The sequence below is a fragment of the Pseudomonas sp. PvP100 genome (assembly GCF_017833055.1).
Taxonomy (GTDB): Bacteria; Pseudomonadota; Gammaproteobacteria; order Pseudomonadales; family Pseudomonadaceae; genus Aquipseudomonas; species Aquipseudomonas syringae.
The window spans coordinates 2,887,792-2,906,803 of record NZ_JAFIBO010000001.1 but is presented as its reverse complement, the minus strand read 5'-3'; the positions used below and the strand labels follow the sequence as shown (position 1 = coordinate 2,906,803).

At 62.0% G+C, this 19,012-nt stretch carries 20 protein-coding genes and 1 riboswitch; of the genes, 15 read left to right on the top strand and 5 right to left on the bottom strand.

Annotated features, from left to right (window positions below):
* Positions 1–47 precede the first annotated feature (47 nt).
* The 4 genes from JOE39_RS12390 to purM form a co-directional block, all read right to left on the bottom strand.
* The gene (locus JOE39_RS12390; protein ID WP_002554613.1) at positions 48–227 is read right to left on the bottom strand and encodes a hypothetical protein; all 180 of its coding nucleotides are present in this window, start codon (positions 225–227) and stop codon (positions 48–50) included.
* Positions 228–734: 507 nt separating this feature from the next.
* Positions 735–1,448 (bottom strand): DUF3108 domain-containing protein, encoded by a 714-nt coding sequence (locus tag JOE39_RS12385; protein ID WP_003305121.1) that lies wholly within the window; start codon positions 1,446–1,448, stop codon positions 735–737.
* 8 nt (positions 1,449–1,456) lie between these two features.
* On the bottom strand, positions 1,457–2,107 hold the full coding sequence (gene purN, locus JOE39_RS12380) for a phosphoribosylglycinamide formyltransferase (RefSeq protein WP_096116455.1): 651 nt from the start codon (positions 2,105–2,107) through the stop codon (positions 1,457–1,459).
* Positions 2,107–3,165, bottom strand: coding sequence for a phosphoribosylformylglycinamidine cyclo-ligase (gene purM, locus JOE39_RS12375; protein WP_003344863.1), 1,059 nt, complete (start codon positions 3,163–3,165; stop codon positions 2,107–2,109). Before purM ends, purN begins: the two co-directional genes overlap by 1 nt.
* Positions 3,166–3,506: 341 nt before the next feature.
* Here purM and JOE39_RS12370 point away from each other — a divergent pair, with 341 nt between their 5' ends.
* From JOE39_RS12370 to JOE39_RS12345, 6 genes are all read left to right on the top strand, one after another.
* Positions 3,507–4,610, top strand: a complete 1,104-nt coding sequence (locus tag JOE39_RS12370) for a DUF2066 domain-containing protein (protein WP_122233805.1) — start codon at positions 3,507–3,509, stop codon at positions 4,608–4,610.
* 39 nt (positions 4,611–4,649) lie between these two features.
* Positions 4,650–5,723 (top strand): AI-2E family transporter, encoded by a 1,074-nt coding sequence (locus JOE39_RS12365; protein WP_210077313.1) that lies wholly within the window; start codon positions 4,650–4,652, stop codon positions 5,721–5,723.
* Between the two features lie 216 nt (positions 5,724–5,939).
* Positions 5,940–6,644 (top strand): DnaA regulatory inactivator Hda, encoded by a 705-nt coding sequence (gene hda, locus JOE39_RS12360; protein ID WP_003369632.1) that lies wholly within the window; start codon positions 5,940–5,942, stop codon positions 6,642–6,644.
* Complete coding sequence (locus JOE39_RS12355; protein WP_024692408.1) at positions 6,638–7,402, top strand: NAD-dependent deacylase; 765 nt, start codon at positions 6,638–6,640, stop codon at positions 7,400–7,402. The genes hda and JOE39_RS12355 overlap by 7 nt, the downstream gene beginning before the upstream one ends.
* A 75-nt stretch (positions 7,403–7,477) precedes the next feature.
* Positions 7,478–8,206, top strand: coding sequence for a C40 family peptidase (locus JOE39_RS12350; protein ID WP_004416752.1), 729 nt, complete (start codon positions 7,478–7,480; stop codon positions 8,204–8,206).
* 89 nt (positions 8,207–8,295) lie between these two features.
* Entirely contained in the window at positions 8,296–8,841 is a 546-nt protein-coding gene (locus tag JOE39_RS12345; protein WP_003404277.1) for a C40 family peptidase, read from the top strand.
* 339 nt (positions 8,842–9,180) lie between these two features.
* On the opposite strand, the gene JOE39_RS12340 is transcribed toward JOE39_RS12345, so the two are convergent.
* A complete protein-coding gene (locus JOE39_RS12340) occupies positions 9,181–10,509 on the bottom strand; it encodes a sorbosone dehydrogenase family protein (RefSeq protein WP_210077315.1) in 1,329 nt (442 codons plus the stop codon).
* Positions 10,510–10,628: 119 nt separating this feature from the next.
* Positions 10,629–10,843: riboswitch (cobalamin riboswitch) on the top strand.
* Positions 10,844–10,933: 90 nt separating this feature from the next.
* Between JOE39_RS12340 and cobO the strand changes: the two genes are divergently transcribed.
* From cobO to cobC, 9 genes are read left to right on the top strand one after another with little or no spacing between them, the layout of a single operon-like run.
* Entirely contained in the window at positions 10,934–11,545 is a 612-nt protein-coding gene (gene cobO / locus JOE39_RS12335) for a cob(I)yrinic acid a,c-diamide adenosyltransferase (RefSeq protein WP_003393737.1), read from the top strand.
* 25 nt (positions 11,546–11,570) lie between these two features.
* A complete protein-coding gene (locus tag JOE39_RS12330; RefSeq protein WP_003393738.1) occupies positions 11,571–12,866 on the top strand; it encodes a cobyrinate a,c-diamide synthase in 1,296 nt (431 codons plus the stop codon).
* On the top strand, positions 12,863–13,513 hold the full coding sequence (bluB, locus tag JOE39_RS12325; RefSeq protein WP_096134535.1) for a 5,6-dimethylbenzimidazole synthase: 651 nt from the start codon (positions 12,863–12,865) through the stop codon (positions 13,511–13,513). The genes JOE39_RS12330 and bluB overlap by 4 nt, the downstream gene beginning before the upstream one ends.
* The gene (gene cbiB / locus JOE39_RS12320; protein ID WP_096115738.1) at positions 13,510–14,418 is read left to right on the top strand and encodes an adenosylcobinamide-phosphate synthase CbiB; all 909 of its coding nucleotides are present in this window, start codon (positions 13,510–13,512) and stop codon (positions 14,416–14,418) included. Before bluB ends, cbiB begins: the two co-directional genes overlap by 4 nt.
* Entirely contained in the window at positions 14,411–15,415 is a 1,005-nt protein-coding gene (cobD, locus tag JOE39_RS12315) for a threonine-phosphate decarboxylase CobD (protein ID WP_003314621.1), read from the top strand. The genes cbiB and cobD overlap by 8 nt, the downstream gene beginning before the upstream one ends.
* Positions 15,412–16,872 carry a cobyric acid synthase gene (locus JOE39_RS12310; RefSeq protein ID WP_003393744.1) on the top strand — a complete coding sequence of 487 codons (1,461 nt, stop codon included), beginning with the start codon at positions 15,412–15,414 and terminating at the stop codon, positions 16,870–16,872. The genes cobD and JOE39_RS12310 overlap by 4 nt, the downstream gene beginning before the upstream one ends.
* On the top strand, positions 16,873–17,394 hold the full coding sequence (gene cobU, locus JOE39_RS12305) for a bifunctional adenosylcobinamide kinase/adenosylcobinamide-phosphate guanylyltransferase (RefSeq protein ID WP_003314622.1): 522 nt from the start codon (positions 16,873–16,875) through the stop codon (positions 17,392–17,394).
* Positions 17,391–18,443, top strand: coding sequence for a nicotinate-nucleotide--dimethylbenzimidazole phosphoribosyltransferase (gene cobT, locus JOE39_RS12300; protein ID WP_003393747.1), 1,053 nt, complete (start codon positions 17,391–17,393; stop codon positions 18,441–18,443). The genes cobU and cobT overlap by 4 nt, the downstream gene beginning before the upstream one ends.
* A complete protein-coding gene (gene cobC / locus JOE39_RS12295) occupies positions 18,440–19,012 on the top strand; it encodes an alpha-ribazole phosphatase family protein (protein WP_003393748.1) in 573 nt (190 codons plus the stop codon). Before cobT ends, cobC begins: the two co-directional genes overlap by 4 nt.

The following is a 19,012-nucleotide window of genomic DNA, read 5'->3' as shown; positions in this document are numbered from 1 at the left end:
AAAACCCGCATTCAGCGGGTTTTGTCTTTTTCTGTTCTTGGAATTGTTCAGTGGTTGCCCTGGCTTTCCAGTGCTTCCAGCTCTTCCTTATAGCGAAGGGCATCGGACTCAACGTGGAACATGCCGACAAGTTGGTCCTGTTGGTGCACATCCCAGATCTGGATGCCGTCGGCAACGGCTTCGTGAGAGAGGTGGGCGTCGTCGCGTTCAGTAACTCTGACAGTCATAGTAGTAAGCTCCTGACTTTGATGGCCTCGATGGTTAGGCCTCTGGATACTGCGGCGATGTGTCGCAGGACTCTTTTATAGGATTTGTTAGCTGCCTAAGTAAATAGCCTGTTCAGGTTCCCCGCTGGTCAGAAATTGATCGATCTTCTGCAGCCCTTGCTTGACGAGGCTTACAGCGCAGTGGTGGCAAAATGAAGGATGTTTCATGTGCTTCGGGTGCGCTGTCGGCTCGTCCGAACGCGCCTGGATACGCCGTTCCAGACGCTCCGCGTCCTCTTTGCGACGCAGAGCGTCGCGAACTGCATTCCCACGCAGAGCGTGCGGAACGATAACCTCAACTATCGTGCCCGATGCTCTGCGCTTCTGCCCGAAGGGCGTGGGAGTGAGCTTGCTCACGAAGGGGCCGGTGCCGGCGCGACTATCGTGCGGCGCTCTGCGTCGCATGCCTTCAGCTAATAAAAAACCCCGCTGAAAAGCGGGGCTCTGTGGTGCGGGTGGTCAGGGCAATCAGCTGCCTTTGACGGCCTTGCCGTTGACGGTGCCGTCCAGCAAGACGATGTTGTATTCCTTGCCGTCGGTTTCGACCTGTTGCAGGCGGACCAGCAGGTAATCCCAGTCCTTGGCGAACCACAGCACGGTGGTGCGCTTGCTTTGCGTCGGGTCGCGCACGCGCTCGACCTTGATCGCATCGACCTGGCCTGTCTTGGTGGTGACTTTTTCCGAACCCAGCACGCGGAAGTCGTAGGTGTCCACTTCATCACCGTCGACAACCTGATAGCTCATGCTCTTCTTGCCCTCAGCGATGTCATGTTGCAACGCCAACTGATAGGTGGACTTGTCGAGGATGCCACGGTTGAGCGGCAGCTTGATCGCATCGCCACGGTCGGTGCCGGTGACGAACTTGGTGTTCCAGTCAAACGCCAGATCGACCTTCTTGGATTTGCCCAGGCCACTGCGCTCGAAGCTGTAGGTCTGCGGCAGCAGGGTGTCCTTGTCGACCTTCAGTGTGCTGACTTCAGTCAGGCTGGCGATCATCATCGAGGCCTTGAAGCTCAAGGTCCAGGTGCCGTTGGCGCCGGCTTCCAGGCTGCGTTCAGCCGTACCGCTCATAGGCAGCTGTTTCCAGTCGGCGGTGTAGCTGGCGGAGAAGGGTTGAAGGTCTGCGGCCTGTACGGCAGGCAATGCGAGCAGAGCGAAAGCGAAGAGCAGAGCGCGACGCATAGTATCTCCTAATGTCGAATCAGATGGCCGCTGGCCGGGAGTAACTGGCTATCGAGTAACGCACCTTGTTCACCAAGGCTCAGTCGGCCTTCGGCAAACCAGCGAATGGCCAGTGGGTAAATACGGTGCTCTTGAACATGGACCCGTTGCGCGAGCGTTGCGGGCGTGTCGTGCAACTGTACCGAAATAACTGCCTGTACGACCAGTGGGCCGCCATCGAGTTCCTCGGTAACAAAATGCACGCTGCAGCCATGCTCGGTGTCGCCGGCTTCCAGCGCACGCTTGTGCGTGTGCAAGCCTTTGTAACGCGGCAGCAGGGAAGGGTGAATATTTAGTAGACGGCCGTGATAGTGGCGAACGAACCCTGCGCTGAGAATGCGCATGAACCCGGCCAGTACGACCAACTGTGGCTGGAAGGTGTCGATCCGTTCGATCAGCGCTGCATCGAAAGCCTCACGGCCTTCGTACGCGGTGTGATCCAGTACGCAGGTTTCGATGCCTGCGTCTCGGGCGCGTTGCAGGCCGAACGCATCTGCGCGGTTGGATATCACCGCGCGGATGCGGACGGGGCTGGCCTCGTCCTTGAAGCTGTCGATCATCGCTTGCAGGTTGCCGCCGGTGCCGGACAGCAGCACCACGACGTCGCAGATGGCTGGCATCAATGCGCCTTGAGGTTTTTCAGCTCGACCTGTGCTGCGCCTTCGGCAGCGGTGGCGATCTGGCCGATCACCCAAGGCTGCTCGCCCGCTTCACGCAGCACCTTGAGTGCCGCTTCAACGTGCTCCTGAGCGACGCAGATCACCATGCCCACGCCGCAGTTCAGCACGCGGTGCATCTCGTTTTCCGCAACGTTGCCTTGCTGCTGCAGCCAGTCGAACACCGCCGGACGCTGCCAGCTGGCGACGTCGACAACGGCCTGAGCGCCTTCAGGCAGTACGCGTGGAATGTTGTCGAGCAGGCCGCCACCGGTGATGTGGGCCATGGCCTTGACTGCGCCGGTTTCCTTGATCAGCTTGAGCAACGGCTTCACGTAGATGCGGGTCGGCGCCATCAGCAGTTCGGTCAGCGGTTTGCCGTCCAGCTGGATGTTCTCGATGTCCGCGCCTGCCACTTCGATGATCTTGCGGATCAGCGAGTAACCGTTGGAGTGCGGGCCGGACGATGGCAGCGCGAGCAGGGCGTCACCGGCAGCAACTTTCGAGCCGTCGATGATCTCGGCCTTTTCCACCACGCCGACGCAGAAGCCTGCGAGGTCGTAGTCTTCGCCTTCGTACATGCCCGGCATTTCAGCGGTTTCGCCACCCACCAGCGAGCAACCGGCCAGTTCGCAGCCGGCGCCGATGCCGGTGACGACCTGAGCGGCGGTGTCGACGTTCAGTTTGCCGGTGGCGTAGTAATCGAGGAAGAACAGCGGCTCTGCACCGCAGACCACCAGGTCATTGACGCACATGGCGACCAGGTCGATGCCGATGGTGTCGTGCTTGTTCAGGTTCAGCGCCAGACGCAGCTTGGTGCCCACGCCGTCGGTGCCGGAAACCAGAACCGGTTGCTTGTAGCCGGCCGGGATTTCGCAGAGGGCGCCGAAGCCTCCCAGGCCGCCCATGACTTCCGGACGCTTGGTGCGCTTGGCGACGCTCTTGATGCGTTCGACCAATGCTTCACCGGCGTCGATGTCTACACCGGCGTCTTTATAGCTCAGGGAGGGTTGCTTGCTCATAGAAAATCCAGGCCTTTAGGGGGGATTCGGAGGTATCGACCGCTGCGTTAGGGCCCGTTCAGCACCGCGCTGTCATGCGGTGGTAATGTTGGGGCCATGGCGATTGCCGGTCTGCGAAGGCGCGCGATTTTATCAGGCTTGCTCATCAGGGGCCATCCTTGCGCCGACAACAGGGCGGTGTTGCACCAAATAAACCTCAACCAGGTGGCCCGTCAGTGCGAGTCTGGACGTTTAAGGTGTACTTTATGCGCGAACTGAATGATGGGTGGCTCACGTCTGTCCCAGACCTGTACACCTGCTGAAACAGCTTCTTTTTACTTTTTTCCGTTCGGGAACTGTCCATGCGTTTTTCCAGAATTCTTCTAATCGGCTGTCTGTCCCTGATCAGCCTTCCCAGCCTTGCCGAAACGGTCAGCAACCTTTATCAGGTTCGCGAGCCGGTCAATGGCCAGTCGCCCGATGAACGCACGCGGGCCACGCAGGCCGCCGTTGAAACCCTAGTGCTGCGCCTGACCGGCGACGCCAAGGCCGTGCAGGGTTCGGCCATCGCCGCGCTGCGCAAAGACCCGCAGCAGATCATTAGCCAGTTCGGCTACGAGGCCGGGCCGCCGGAAACCCTGCTGGTCGACTTCGATCCGGCAACCACCGACCGTGCGCTGCACGATGCGGGTCTGTCGATCTGGGGCAGTAATCGCCCATCGATTCTCGGCTGGTGGCTGAATGACTCGGTGGAAGGCTCGAATCTGGTCGGCGACGGTCAGGCCGCCGCCGAACCCTTGCGCCAGGCCGCTCAGCACCGCGGACTGCCACTGCGCCTGCCGCTGGCTGATTTGAGCGAGCAGGGTATCGGTAACGCGAAAACCCTGGAGGGCACTGACCCTGCGCCGCTCAAGGAAGCCTCCGAGCGCTATGGCGCTGACGCGATACTGGCCGTGCACGCCAGGGAAGATGGCGGTCAGTGGCAGGGCAAATGGCGCTTGTGGCTGGGTGATCAGCGCGAACAGGGCAGCGCAACCGGTGCCACCTCCGAGGCGTTGGCTGATGCGGTGCTGCTCTCGGTAAGCGAGCGTCTGGCGCCGCGCTTCGTTGCCAAGCCAGGTGCGTCGACCGGCATGCTGATCCAGGTTCAGGGCATGACGCTGGAGCGCTATGCGCAACTGCTTCAGTTACTCGAACCGTTCGGCGTGCGTCTGAGTTCTGTCGAAGGCGATAAAGTGGTGTTTGAGGTCAGTGGCAGCACCGATCAGCTACGCTCGCAGTTGTCGCTGGCCAAATTGCAGGAAGTGCCTGCAGCCGAGGCAGCCGCTACCGCAACGCCGCCTGCCGCGCCTGTCGATGCAACTGCGCCGGTGGCGCCAGCGAATGGAGCTGCTCCTGTTGCGGCACCTGCGCCCGCACCGATGATTGTTCCGGCGTCCGCGCCACAGCTTTATTTCCGCTGGTAACCCGGCAAGAACGCTTTTCTATTGGCTTGAGGGATATTGATGACTGATATGCGGCGTTGGTTCTGGATCGGCGGCCTGGCCTTGCTGGTCGCATTCGTGGTGCTGTTGCACCCAATCCTCACTCCCTTTCTGGTGGCATTGCTACTGGCCTATATGGGTGATCCGCTGGTGGATCGACTGGAGCGCGCCGGACTGTCCAGAACCCTGAGCGTGGTGGTCGTTTTCGGGCTGTTCACGCTGGTGCTGATGGCGTTGCTGCTGATTCTGGTACCGATGCTGGCCAAGCAGTTGTTCCGCCTCTACGAACTGGCGCCGCAGATCCTCGACTGGCTGCAACACGCGGCGTTGCCGTGGGTTCAGGCCAAGTTCGGGCTGGCAGACGGGTTCTGGAAGTTCGACAAGATCAAGGCAGCCATCTCCGAGCATATGGGCCAGGCCGGGGACATCGTCTCTATCGTGCTGTCCCAAGCTACTGCGTCCAGCCTTGCGCTGATCGGCTGGCTGACCAACCTGGTGCTGATTCCCGTGGTGTGTTTCTACCTGCTGCGCGACTGGGACATCATGACCGGCAAGATTCGTAGCCTGCTGCCGCGTCAGCGTGAAGCGCAAATCGTCAAGCTGGCGGGCGAGTGCCATGAAGTATTGGGCGCGTTCATACGCGGTCAGTTGCTGGTGATGGTCGGCCTTGGCGTGATCTACGCGGCCGGTCTGATGCTGGTCGGGCTGGAACTGGGCCTGCTGATCGGCGTCATTGCCGGTCTGGCGGCCATCGTGCCTTACATGGGTTTCGTGATCGGTATCGGTTCGGCGCTGGTGGCCGGGCTGTTCCAGTTTGGCGGTGACCTGTACCCGATGATGGGGATTGTGGCGGTGTTCATGATCGGTCAGGCCCTGGAGGGGATGGTGCTGACGCCATTGCTGGTCGGTGATCGCATCGGCCTGCACCCGGTCGCGGTCATCTTCGCGATTCTCGCAGGTGGCGAGCTGTTCGGCTTTACCGGCATTCTGCTGGCCCTGCCGGTGGCGGCGGTGATCATGGTGCTGGTGCGCCACATGCATGATCTGTACAAGGACTCGGAAATCTACGCAGGCGCGGAAGATCCGGAGCTGTAAGGTCGACGCAAGCCTCTTCGCCGACCGGTGAAGAGGCTCATGCCTTGAGGGCATGCCCCCCTTCAAACGCCCCGTATTGGGCGGCGCTTTACTCACCCTGACGCAAACCTTTGATTTTGCTTGAGGTCTGTCGCATTGTGCGACCAGCGTCACGGGTATAAACTTTGCGCTCTTTACACAGAGGCCCTTGACGGTTTGCATGAGCCGTTAGTCAGCATGAAACCGATTCAGCTGCCCCTGAGTGTGCGTCTGCGTGATGACGCCACTTTCGTCAATTACTATCCAGGCGCCAACGCCGCTGCACTCGGCTATGTCGAGCGGCTGTGCGAAGCCGACGCTGGCTGGACCGAAAGCCTCATCTATCTGTGGGGCAAGGACGGGGTAGGGCGCACGCACCTGCTGCAGGCTGCCTGCCTGCGTTTCGAACAGCTTGGCGAGCCTGCGGTGTATCTGCCGCTGGCCGAAGTGATAGATGAAGGCATCGAGCTGTTCGATCATCTGGAGCAATATGAGCTGGTGTGTCTGGACGACCTGCAGGCGATCGTCGGTAAGCCGGACTGGGAAGAAGCGCTGTTTCATCTGTTCAATCGTCTGCGTGACAGCGGGCGTCGCCTGCTGATTGCCGCGTCCAAATCGCCCCGCGAACTGCCGGTAAAGCTTCCCGACCTGAAATCGCGCCTGACCATGGCATTGGTGTTCCAGATGCGCGGGCTGTCCGACGAAGACAAACTGCGCGCCTTGCAACTGCGTGCTTCACGCCGAGGCCTGCACCTGACCGACGATGTCGGGCATTTCATCCTGACGCGTGGTACACGCAGCATGAGCGCGTTGTTCGAATTGCTCGAGCGCCTCGATCAGGCGTCACTCCAGGAAAAGCGCAAGCTGACCATTCCCTTCCTTAAAGAGACCCTCGGGTGGTAGATCAGGCGCTGTTGATGCAGACGGCGGCTGCCTTGCGCCATGCACAACGGATTCTGGTGATCACCGGGGCGGGGCTGTCTGCCGATTCGGGGCTGCCGACCTATCGCGGCGTGGGCGGGCTCTACAATGGCAAGACCGACGATGGCCTGCCTATCGAAATGGCCCTGTCCGGGCCCATGCTGCGTCGTGACCCTGAACTGTGCTGGAAATACATCGCCGAACTGGGCAAGGCGTGCCTGGGTGGCGAGCCGAATGTCGCGCATTACGCCATCGCCCAGTTGCAGCGCATCAAACCCGAGTGCTGGGTACTGACCCAGAACGTCGACGGTTACCATCGCGCGGCGGGCAGTCCGCCGGAGCGCCTGATTGAAATTCACGGGCAACTCTCGCCACTGTTTTGCCAATCCTGCGGTGCTGAGGATTCTCAATTGAGCGAGCACTTGCAGCGCCCTTTGCCCCCCTTATGCCCGGCATGTAGTGGCATTTTGCGACCGTCCGTCGTTCTTTTTCAGGAAATGCTCCCCGAAAAAGCGCTGGAAACACTGCATGAAGAGCTGGCTAAAGGCTATGACGCGGTCCTGAGTATCGGCACCACCGCAAGCTTCCCCTACATTCACGAACCTGTCATTCGCACCAGGGTTTCCGGGGGGTTTACCGCAGAAATCAATCCGCAGCCGACGGATCACAGCGCGCAGATGGACGTCTTTTTACCGTACCGCGCGGCACATGTCATGGCCGAACTCATAAGTCACATCTAGTTCGATTGAATTTGCAAATCACCTTCATAAAAGGCATAGTCTCGCCATCTTAACTAGTCAGCCACGGTTGTGCCCATGCAAGTTGTTCGCTTCGCACCCCTCGTGCCTCTCGCACTCGTTACATTTCTCTTCGGTTGCTCGGCCAATATGCCGGTCGCACAGCAGGAACAGGCCCAGCCAGTTCCACGCTATCAGAGCGCAATCAATGCCAACGCCCAGTCCGCAGCCCGTCGCGCAGACGCGGCAGTCCTGCAGGACGAGCTCGCTACCGAAGACGAACTGTCCCAGTTCGCTGATAACAAGTCTTACCAACTGCCGGCCCTGGCCGACAGCATCCTGGAGCGTGGCAAGTCGCTGATCGGCACACGCTACAAGTTCGGCGGCACGTCGACTTCTTCAGGTTTCGATTGCAGCGGCTTCATCGGTTATCTGTTTCGCGAAGAGGCCGGCATGAGCCTGCCACGTTCCACGCGTGAAATGATCAACGTCAACGCACCTCTGGTGGCGCGCAACAAGCTTCAGCCGGGCGATGTGCTGTTCTTCAGTACCCGCGGTCGCGGTCAGGTCAGCCACGCAGCGATCTACGCCGGTAATCGGCAGTTCATCCACTCCAGCAGTCGCCGCAGCGGCGGTGTGCGCATCGACAGCCTCGATGACGCCTACTGGAGCAAGACCTTCATCGAGGCCAAGCGGCCTCTGGCGATGGCCCCAGGTACTGTTGCAGTAAAATCGACACCTGAAGTAACGCAGACAACGGCGATGACTTCGACTACAGTCAAGACCGCGTCCAAGCGGCGTAAATAAATAGAACGCGCAGTACAAGACCTTCGGGTCTTTCTGCGTTTTTGAGCTTCTCGGCAGCGTAAGCCGCATCCGGATGGGTTGTTGTGGTTATGTCGATTGCGTTGCGGCTGTTAGTCATCTCTGTTGCTGCGTTGCTCGGTGCCTGCGCCAGTGCGCCGCCTCCGCCCAAAGCGCCCCGGATCGTTCAGCGTCCGGTGGTCACTGCACCTCCCCAGATTCTCTCTCCGGCTGCCGAAGACGTGCTGTTTCGTGCGTTGGGGCTGGTTGGCACGCCTTATCGCTGGGGCGGCAACACGCCTGACTCCGGTTTCGATTGCAGCGGTCTTATAGGTTATGTCTATCGTGATGCGGCGGGCATTTCCCTGCCGCGTTCCACGCGCGAGATGATCGTGATGGGCGCACCGAATATTCGTCGCGAGCAATTGCAGTCAGGTGATCTGGTGTTCTTCGCCACATCGGGCGGTTCTCAGGTGTCCCACGCCGGGATCTATGTCGGCGAAGGCCGCTTCGTGCATGCACCTGCCACCGGCGGCACGGTCAAGCTCGACAGCCTCGACAAGCCTTACTGGCAGAGAGCCTACCTCAACGCCAAGCGCGTAATTCAGCCCGCCAGCCTGGCGCAGAATCGGCCTTAAGCGCTTCGCGCTGATTGCTCTGCGCGCGCTCAAGAGCGTCCAGAACTGCACGCTCACGCCCACGCGGAGCGCTCAACGTTACACCTAAGTCTGCTTTTGATTCTGGCCGTAGGCCGTAGGAGCGAACTTGTTCGCGAAGGGCCTGTATGATCGCCGAAAATGCATCTTCTGAAACACCGCCTTCGCGAACAAGTTCGCTCCTACGCCCTTCGGGCAGAACCCTGAAAGGCACGTATTCCGGGCTCTCCAGGACTTGTGTGTAACGCCGAGTGCTGGAGCGTAGGGAGCGATGATCTCAACTATCGTGCGACGCTCTGCGTCAAATCTCTACGCTCGGCGTTACTGAACAGCCTTGGCGGATGTCACGCGCCAGATCTTGTTGCCGACATCGTCGGCCACCAGCAATCCGCCGCGCTGATCATTGACTACGCCAACCGGACGACCCATGGCTTTTTCATCCTTGTTGAGGAAACCGGTCAACACATCGACCGGTGTGCCGTTGGGTTTGCCGCCACTGAATGGAATGAACACCACCTTGTAGCCGCTGTGCGGTTTGCGGTTCCACGAGCCGTGCTGGCCAATGAACAGACCTTCGTTGAACGGTGCAGCCAGTGTCTTGCCGTCGGCGAACACCAGGCCCAGCGAGGCGGTGTGTGGACCGACTGCGTAATCCGGGGCAATCGCCTTGGCGACCAGTGCCGGGTTCTGCGGCTTGACGCGCTCGTCGACGTGTTGGCCGTAGTAGCTGTAAGGCCAGCCGTAGAATGCGCCGTCCTGCACCGAGGTCACGTAGTCAGGCACCAGATCGCTGCCGATCTCGTCGCGCTCGTTGACCGCCGTCCACAGTTTGCCGGTCTTCGGTTCCCAATCCATGCCGTTGGGGTTGCGCAGGCCGGAAGCGAAGATCCGGTGGTTACCGGTAGCCGCGTCCACTTCCCAGATCGCCGCACGACCTTCTTCCTTGTCCATGCCGTTCTCGGCCACGTTGCTGTTGGAGCCCACGGTCACGTACAGCTTGCTGCCATCCTTGCTGGCGATGACGTTCTTGGTCCAGTGGTGATTGAGCGTACCGCCCGGCAGGTCGACGACCTTGGTCGCTTGCGCGCTGATCGAGGTCTGCCCGGATTCATACGGGAAGCTGATCAGGCGGTCGGTGTCGGCGACATACAGCTTGTTGCCCACCAAGGTCATGCCGAACGGCGAATTGAGGTTTTGCAGGAAAACCGTGCGGGTCTCTGCCACACCGTCCTTGTCCACGTCGCGCAGTAAGGTAATGCGGTTGGCGCTGGGCACACCGGCACCGGCGCGGCCCATGACTTTTTCCATCACCCAGCCGCGAATGCCTTTGGAGTCATCCGGTTTGGCGGGCGAATTGGTTTCTGCCACCAGCACGTCACCGTTGGGCAACACATACAGCCAGCGCGGGTGATCAAGGTTTTCGGCGAACGCAGCCACTTGTGTGCCCGGCGCGGCGACCGGCTTGGCGCCTTTTTCCCAGCCTACGGCGGGTGCGATGTTGACGGTCGGAATCAGCGTCTTGTTGGGCTCCGGCAGCTTGGGCGAGGGGCCTGTTCCATCCGAGACTTGCAGGCTCGACGACTCGCCGCAGGCAGCGAGGCCGCCGGCGACCAGCAGCAACACTGCGTAGTGGGGTCTGAGTTTGAACATGATCGATCTCCATTAACAAAGGCGTGGTCCAGTAACTGATAGAGGCACCGCCAACCCGCTAGGTTCAATCACGTTCCGCGGCGACGGTGTCGATTGACGCTCCCGGTCCAACCCTCTACCCTTCGCGGTTTGTTTCAGGTGCTCTGCAATCCTCGATTGGCAGAGTGAAACAGGGAAGCCGGTGTGGGTCGACAGATCTGATCCCGGCGCTGCCCCCGCAACGGTAAATGAGTCAAGGCTGTGCCTGACGCCACTGTGTTTCGACATGGGAAGGCGCGCAGCCGGGGTGACCCGCTCATGAGCCCGGAGACCGGCCTGAATCATTCAATGACATCACGGAGGGTGATGTTCTGTGCAGGGCGTTGCCGTGCTGTCCAGTGCTGTCCTTCCGTCTGTTGTCGCCTGCCCCGAGCGGAGAACCCAGATGAACGAATCCCCCGAACGCGACGAACGCCATCTGGCGCGCATGCAGCGCAAGAAAGCCTTCATGGACCAGCGTATTGCCAGCTCGCCCAACGAGTGCGGCCTGCTGCTGGTATTGACCGGCAATGGCAAGGGCAAGAGCAGTTCGGCATTCGGCATGCTCGCCCGGGCCATGGGCCACGACATGCAGTGTGGTGTGGTGCAGTTCATCAAGGGCCGCAACAGCACCGGCGAAGAAATGTTTTTCCGCCGTTTCCCCGAGCAGGTGCGCTATCACGTGATGGGCGAGGGCTTCACCTGGGAAACCCAGGATCGCCAGCGTGACATCGCCGCCGCTGAAGCCGCCTGGGCTGTGTCTCAGGAAATGCTTCGCGACCCGGCCATTGGTCTGGTGGTGCTCGACGAACTGAACATCGCCCTCAAACATGGCTACCTCGACCTCGAACAGGTGCTGAGCGATCTGCAGGCACGTCCGCCGATGCAGCACGTATTGGTGACTGGCCGCGGTGCCAAAGCCGAATTGATCGACCTGGCCGATACCGTTTCCGAGATCGGCGTGGTCAAGCACGCGTTTCAGGCCGGTATTCGTGCGCAGAAAGGTATCGAGCTGTGAACCCTTCATCATTGAGCGCATTGCAATGAGAGCCCCGCGTGATTGCCCGGCAGTATTGATTGCTGCGCCTGCCTCCGGGCAAGGCAAAACCACGGTGACCGCTGCACTGGCACGCCTGCACCGCAACCAGGGGCGCAAGGTCCGGGTGTTCAAGTGCGGCCCGGACTTCCTCGACCCGATGATTCTCGAGCGGGCCAGTGGCGCGCCGGTCTATCAATTGGACATGTGGATGGTCGGTGCGGATGAAAGCCGTCGCTTGTTGTGGGAAGCGGCTGATGAGGCGGACCTGATCCTGATCGAGGGGGTCATGGGCCTGTTCGATGGCACGCCGTCGAGCGCCGACCTGGCCCGGCATTTTGGCGTGCCGGTACTCGGCGTGATCGACGGCACGGCCATGGCGCAGACGTTTGGCGCACTGGCGCTGGGCCTGGCGCGCTATCAGCCTGATCTGCCGTTCGCCGGTGTGCTGGCCAATCGCGTCGGCACGGTACGCCATGCGCAATTGCTGGAGAACAGCCTGACCGAAGGCCTGCGCTGGTACGGCGCACTGTCCCGGGAAGTCGGCTTCGAACTGCCCAGCCGCCATCTGGGGCTGGTCCAGGCCAGTGAGCTCAACGATCTGGACGTGCGTCTGGACATGGCGGCTGCGGCGCTTGCCAGCACCTGTGAAGTGGCCTTGCCGCCGGCCGTGACCTTCACTGCGCCCGACCCGGTTCAGGTCGAGCCGCTGCTGCGCGGCGTACGCATCGCCATCGCGCGCGACGAGGCCTTTGCCTTTCTGTATGGCGCGAGTCTGGACCTGCTGAGGAACATGGGTGCCGAGCTGAGTTTCTTCTCGCCGATCCATGATCGCGAGTTGCCCGACGCCGACAGCCTGTACCTGCCAGGTGGTTACCCGGAGCTGCACCACGTCGCGCTGGCCGCCAATGGCGCGATGCAGGCTTCGATCAGGGCTCACCATATTGCCGGCAAGCCGATTCTGGCCGAGTGCGGCGGCATGCTCTATTTGCTCGAAGCCTTGACCGATGTCGAGGGCGTGCGTGCCGAACTGGTCGGTTTGCTGTCCGGTGAAGCCGTCATGCAGAAGCGTCTGGCTGCGCTGGCTTTGCAAGCCGTCGAGCTGCCCGAGGGCACGCTGCACGGTCACACTTATCATCATTCGCTGACCAGCACCGAGCTGCAGCCGATCGCGCGCGGCGTCAGCCCCAATGGCGGACGCGGCGCAGAAGCGGTTTATCGCCTGGGTCGCCTGACCGCGTCCTACGTGCATTTCTATTTTCCGTCCTGCCCTCGGGCGATAGCGGCGCTGTTCAAACCATGACCGAGCAAGCGTTCAGCCCCGAAGAGCGGGCTGCGGTGTACCGCGCCATCGCCGAACGTCGCGACATGCGCCACTTCATCGGCGGCACGGTCGCGCCCGAACTGCTGGCACGCGTGCTGGAGGCCGCGCACCAGGCTCCCAGCGTCGGGCTGATGCAGCCGTGGCGCTTCATCCGCATCAGCGACCCGTTATTGCGCGGCAGGATGCAGGCGCAGGTAGAGGACGAGCGTATTCGTACCGCCGAGGCGCTGGGTGAGCGAACCGACGAGTTCATGAAGCTCAAGGTCGAAGGCATCAACGACTGTGCAGAAGTGCTGGTCGCCGCGCTGATGGAAGGGCGAGAGCAGCACATTTTCGGCCGTCGCACCTTGCCGGAAATGGACATGGCCTCGCTGTCCTGCGCGATCCAGAACCTTTGGCTGGCCTCGCGTGTAGAAGGCCTGGGCATGGGCTGGGTGTCGCTGTTCGACCCCGAGGCGCTGGCCGAACTGCTGGGCATGCCTGACGGCGCCAAGCCGCTGGCGATCATATGTCTGGGCCCGGTCAAGGAATTTTATCCTGCGCCAATGTTGGTGATGGAAGGCTGGGCGCAGGCGCGTCCGCTGCATGAGCTGCTGTACGAGAATCAATGGGGAGTGAGTCAATGAGTGTGGCGCTGTTGAGCGTCGCCGGGGTCGCGCTGGATGCGCTGCTCGGTGAGCCAAAACGATGGCATCCGCTGGTGGCGTTCGGCAACTTCGCCAGTCGGGTCGAGCAGCGCTTCAACAGTGGCGGCCGTGGCTGGCGCAGTCATGGCGTTACTGCCTGGGTCATCACCGTTGTACCCCTGACGCTGCTGGCCACGCTGCTGAGCTGGTTGCCTGGCGTGGGCTGGCTGTTCGATATTCTGGCGCTGTATTGCGCGCTGGGCATGCGCAGCCTGGGTGAGCACGTTCAGCCGGTGGCGCAAGCGCTGCGCAGTGATGATCTGGTCGAAGCACGTCAGCGGGTCGGTTATCTGGTCAGTCGCCAGACCACTGAGCTGGACGCTACCGAAGTCGCCCGCGCAGCCACCGAGTCGGTGCTGGAGAACGGCAGCGATGCGGTGTTCGCGGCGCTGTTCTGGTTCGTGGTGGCTGGCGCGCCCGGCGTGGTGCTGTACCGGCTGAGCAATACACTGGACGCCATGTGGGGTTACCGCAATGAGCGCTTTGAGCGTTTTGGCTGGGCTGCGGCGAAGATCGATGATCTGCTCAACTATATTCCCGCACGTCTTGTGGCATTGACCTATTCCTTGCTGGGCAAGACCCGACTGGCGCTGCGTTGCTGGCGTACGCAGGCTCCGGCATGGGATAGTCCGAATGCCGGCCCGGTAATGGCCGCTGGCGCAGGCGCGCTGGGTGTCGAGCTGGGTGGCGCGGCGATCTACCACGGCGAGCTGCATCAGCGCCCGCAACTGGGTGAGGGTACGCCTGCCGATGCGGACTCGATCGATCGCGGCTGGCAACTGGTGCAGCGCGGCGTCTGGTTATGGCTGCTGGTCATCTGCGTGGCGGCTGAATTTTATGCTTGAGCACGGCGGGCGGTTGCGCGCGGCGGCGCAGCATTACGGTATCCCTCTGGCCGACTGGCTGGACCTGTCCACCGGGATCGCGCCCTGGTCGTGGCCCATCCCGGAGATTCCGACGCGTGCCTGGGCGCGGTTGCCCGAGACTGACGATGGTCTGGAAGCGGCGGCCTGCACTTATTACGGCGTGTCCCGGTTATTGCCGGTGTCCGGTTCGCAGGCTGCGATTCAGGCGCTGCCACGGGTGCGCAGCGGAGGGAGAGTTGGCGTACTGTCGCCCTGCTACGCAGAGCACGCGCATGCCTGGCGCAAGAACGGCTTCGTGGTCCGTGAGGTGGGTGAGCAGGAGGTCGACTACTTCCTCGACAGCCTGGACGTGCTGGTGGTGGTCAACCCCAACAACCCGACCGGCCTGCACCTGAGCGCCGAGCGCCTGCTGGAGTGGCATGCGCGACTGGCCGAGCGCGGTGGCTGGCTGGTCGTCGATGAAGCGTTCATGGATAACACGCCGGGCATGAGCCTGGCGGCCGAGACGTGGCGCAGCGGACTGATTGTCCTGCGTTCGTTTGGCAAGTTTTTCGGCCTGGCCGGCGTCCGGCTTGGTTTTGTCATGGCCGAGCCGGTGCTGTTGAGGATGCTGGCGCAGGAAATCGGGCCTTGGTCGGTCAGTGGGCCAACCCGGATCATCGGTCAGGTGTGCCTTAGCGATCAGCAGGGGCAGACGCGCCAGCGTGAGCGTTGTGAGCAGGCCCGCGAGCGGCTGGTGGCGTTGCTCGACCGCTACCGTCTGAGCCCGCAAGGCGGCTGCGCGCTGTTCCAATGGCTGGTGACCCCTGAAGCGCAGACGCTCTATGAGTTTTGTGCGCAGCGTGGCGTGCTGCTGCGCCTGTTCAAGGGTGACAGCTCCGAGTCGTCCAGTCTGCGTTTCGGTCTGCCCTGCGACGAGGCCGACTGGCTGCGGCTGCACGATGTTCTGCTTGAATACCGCAAGGAATACCCATGAGCACGCTGATGGTACAAGGCACCACTTCCGATGCCGGCAAGAGCACCTTGGTGACGGCCCTGTGCCGCTGGCTGACTCGTCAGGGCGTCAAGGTTGTGCCGTTCAAGCCGCAGAACATGGCGCTCAATAGCGCGGTGACGGCAGACGGCGGCGAGATCGGTCGCGCACAGGCCGTGCAGGCCCAGGCGTGCTACCTCGAACCGCACACCGACATGAACCCGGTGCTGCTCAAGCCCAACAGTGATACCGGCGCGCAGGTGATCATTCACGGCCGCGCCGTGACCACCATGAACGCGGTGGCGTATCACGGCTACAAAGAGATCGCCATGCAGGCAGTGCTGGAATCGCATCGGCGCCTGGGTGAGAGCTATCCGGTGATTGTCGTCGAGGGCGCGGGTTCTCCGGCCGAGATCAACCTGCGCGCCAACGATATCGCCAACATGGGCTTTGCCGAGGCGGTCGACTGCCCGGTGCTGCTGATTGCCGACATCAATCGTGGCGGGGTGTTTGCCCATCTGGTCGGCACGCTCGAGCTGCTGTCGCCCAGCGAGCAGGCGCGGGTCAAGGGTTTCATCATCAACCGTTTTCGCGGCGACATCGCCTTGTTGCAGCCGGGCCTGGACTGGCTGGAAGCGCGCACCGGCAAGCCGGTGGTTGGCGTGCTGCCCTACGTGATGGATCTGCACCTGGAGGCCGAAGACGGCCTGGACCAGCGTCAGACCGACAAGGTCGAGCATGTGCTGAACGTGGTGGTCCCGGTGCTGCCTCGCATCAGTAATCACACCGATTTCGATCCGTTGCGCCTGCACCCTCAGGTCAATCTGCAATTCATCGGCCCCGGCCAGGCGATTCCTCCTGCGGACCTGATCATTCTGCCCGGTTCCAAGAGTGTGCGCAGCGATCTCAACTACCTGCGCAACAATGGCTGGGACACCGCCATCGAGCGGCATTTGCGTTATGGCGGCAAGCTGATGGGGATTTGCGGTGGCCTGCAAATGCTCGGTGAGCAGGTACACGATCCACTCGGGCTGGAAGGCGCAGCCGGGTCCAGCCCAGGGTTTGGCCTACTGGCAATGAGCACGGTGCTGGAAGCGGAAAAGCAACTGCGCAATGTGCGCGGTCGTCTGACCCTGGAAGACGCCGAGGTCAGCGGTTACGAAATTCATGCCGGGGTAACGACAGGGCCGGCGCTGGAGCAGGCTGCCGTGCAACTGGACGACGGGCGTTGCGATGGTGCGCAGAGTGCCGATGGCCAGGTGCTGGGGACTTACCTGCACGGCCTGTTCGAATCACCTGCTGCCTGTAGCGCGTTGCTGCGCTGGGCGGGGTTGACGAACGTGCAGTCCGTCGATTATCACGCCTTGCGCGAGCGCGACATCGAACGTCTGGCGGACCTGGTGGAAAAGCACCTGGACGGCCCATTGCTTCGCGAACTGTGTGGCCTGGAGGCGAACTGAATGCTGCAATTGATCCTCGGCGGCGCGCGCTCCGGCAAGAGTCGTCTGGCGGAAAAACTGGCTGCCGACAGCGCGCTGAGGGTGACGTACATCGCCACCAGTCAGCCTCTGGACGGCGAAATGAATCAGCGTGTTGCCAGCCATCGCGCACGCCGTCCCGAGCACTGGGGGTTGGTCGAAGAGCCGATCGAACTGGCGCGGGTACTGCGCGAAAACGCGGCGCCCGATTGCTGCCTGCTGGTCGATTGCCTGACCCTCTGGCTGACCAATCTACTGATGCTCGACAACCCCGAGCGCCTGCTTCAAGAACGTGAATCCCTGCTCGACAACCTTGCCGGGCTGCCGGGTGAAATCATTTTTGTCAGCAACGAAACCGGGCTCGGCGTCGTGCCGCTTGGCGAACTGACCCGTCGCTATGTCGATGAAGCCGGCCTGTTGCATCAGGCGCTGGCCGAGCGTTGCCAGCGTGTCGTGTTGACCGTTGCCGGCTTGCCCCTGACGTTGAAAGGAACCGCGCTATGAGTAATTCCTGGTGGCTCAAGCCTGCACAGGCCATTGATGTGCCAATGCGCGAGGCGGCACTGGCCCGTCAGCAGCAACTGACCAAACCCGCCGGTTCACTGGCACAACTGGAGCGCCTGGCGGTACAGCTGGCCGGTCTGCAGGGACGTGAGCTTCCGGCCGTCGATCAACTGTGGATCGCGATTTTTGCCGCTGATCATGGTGTCGTCGCTGAAGGTGTGTCGGCGTACCCACAGGAAGTCACCGGTCAGATGCTGCACAACTTCGTCAACGGCGGCGCCGCGATCAGCGTGCTGGCGCGTCAGCTCTCCGCGCAACTGGACGTGGTCGATCTGGGCACCGTGTCGCCAATGGATCTGCCCGGGGTGCGCCATCTGCGCATTGGCGCGGGCACCGCCAATTTTGCCCAGGGGCCGGCCATGAGTGTCGAGCAGGGGCTCGCCGCCCTGCAGGCCGGGCGTGACAGCGTATTGCGCGCCAAAGCTGTCGGCACCGAACTGTTCATCGGTGGCGAGATGGGCATCGGCAACACCACAGCCGCCAGCGCAGTTGCCTGCTCGCTGCTGGAGTGCGCCGCGCCATTGCTGGTCGGACCGGGCACCGGGCTGAACGCCGAGGGTATTCAGCACAAGACCCACGTCATTGAGCGCGCACTGGCATTGCACGCCGAGCAGGCGGGTGACCCGCTGAGCAGCCTGTTCTGTCTGGGCGGCTTCGAAATCGCCGCACTGACTGGTGCGTACCTGGCCTGCGCGCAGGAAGGAATTGCGGTACTGGTCGACGGTTTCATTTGCAGCGTGGCCGCGCTGGTGGCGGTACGCCTGAACCCTTCCTGCCGTAACTGGCTGCTGTTCGGTCATCGGGGCGCCGAACCGGGCCATCGGCATCTGCTGGAAACGCTGCAGGCCGAACCGTTGCTGGACCTCGGTTTGCGTTTGGGCGAGGGCAGCGGTGCCGCACTGGCGGTGCCGCTGGTGCGCCTGGCGTGCGAGCTGCACAACGGCATGGCGACGTTTGCCGAAGCGGCTGTGGCGGATCGTCCCGCATGACCTTGCACCTGGACTTGTTGCGTCACGGCGAAACCGAACTGGGCGGCGGCCTGCGCGGCAGCATCGACGACGCTCTGAACGAGTCTGGCTGGCAGCAGATGCGTGCGGCAGTGGCGGGTGGCGGCCCCTGGACGCGGATCGTCAGCTCGCCGCTGCAACGTTGCGCACATTTCTCCGAAGAGCTGGCGCAGCGCTTGTCGTTGCCTCTGCACCTGGAGCCGGGTTTGCAGGAGCTGCATTTCGGTGACTGGGAAGGGCACAGCCCTGCGCAACTCATGGAGACCGATGCCGAGGGCCTGGGGCTGTTCTGGGCGGATCCCTACGCCTTCACACCTCCCAACGGCGAGCCGGTGCTGGATTTCTCGAATCGCGTATTGAGTGCCGTTGAGCGTCTGCATCAGGCTTATGCCGGTGAGCGCGTGTTGCTGGTCAGTCATGGTGGTGTCATGCGCCTGCTGGTGGCGCAGGCGCGTGGTTTGCCGCGTGAGCAACTGTTGCAGGTGGTGGTCGGGCATGGCGCGCTGTTGTCGATTCAGGTCGCTGCTGATCGCGTACTCACGGAGATCTGA